Raw genomic sequence first — 884 nt, forward strand, 5'->3', positions numbered from 1 at the left:
CCTTCGACCCGACGACCGCCCCCGCCGCCGCGAACCACTCGGCGAAGAGGGGCAGCGGGGCGGCGGGGGCGGTCGTCGGGTCGAAGGTGGGGAGTCGCGTGACCTGCGGGTCCCAGACCCGCAGTGACCTCAGCAGCTCGTGAAGATCCGTTGCCATTCCCCGATTGTCACCCCGGCACGCTCCTCACACCTGCCCGAGGTCCGACGACACCCATCGCTCCGGCCGCATCCTCAGCACCAGCTGTTCCCCGTGGTTCTTCCAGGAGAAGTCGACGTAGCCGTCGACCTTGTCGGCCGGCAGGTAGCGCGCCGAGAGTTCGCGGAGCTGGTCGAGGGTGGCGGGGGCCGTGTCGACGACGGGGCCCTCGACCGACACGTACCGGATCGTCGGCTCCAGCCGGTCCACCATCAGCGAGAACCGGCCCGCCGCGCTGATCAGCTCGTTCTTGCGGGAGTCGAGGCCGGTCATGATCCAGATGTCGCCGCCGGGCTCGTACTGGTACCAGATCGGCACGGTCAGCGGCGCGCGGCCCGGCCCCGCGTCGACCGCCAGCGCGGCGATGTGCGGCTCGGCCAGGAACTGTTCGCGCTCTTCACGGGTCAGGGCCATTCCGGTCTCCTTCGCAGGGCGTTCCGGTCTCCGTCGGCGTCCTCTCAACACCGTTGCCACGACCGAATGTTCCCGTGTGGGCAGCCACGCGTGAGGTCAAGAATGATCACCGGCTCGCCACAACCAGGCCCTCTACGCCACCGGCTCCACCCCGCCCTCCCACAGCCGTGATCAATCCGAAACCAATTCCGGTCTTGACCGAGACCCATCAAGCGGGTGCGTGGCTACGCTCCCGCTCATGGCCGACTCCATTCCCCCCACACACTCCTCCGCG

The 884-nt window shown here is 68.9% G+C and carries 1 protein-coding gene and 1 pseudogene; both read right to left on the reverse strand.

What is annotated here, in order from left to right; genetic code table 11:
• Positions 1-157: pseudogene (locus CA983_RS48755) on the reverse strand (oxidase); the annotation flags it as partial.
• Positions 158-184: 27 nt separating this feature from the next.
• Positions 185-610, reverse strand: coding sequence for a pyridoxamine 5'-phosphate oxidase family protein (locus tag CA983_RS44245; RefSeq protein WP_086606165.1), 426 nt, complete (start codon positions 608-610; stop codon positions 185-187).
• Between the last annotated feature and the right edge of the window lie 274 nt (positions 611-884).

The sequence above is a fragment of the Streptomyces swartbergensis genome, assembly GCF_002148965.1.
GTDB classification, from domain to species: Bacteria; Actinomycetota; Actinomycetes; order Streptomycetales; family Streptomycetaceae; genus Streptomyces; species Streptomyces swartbergensis.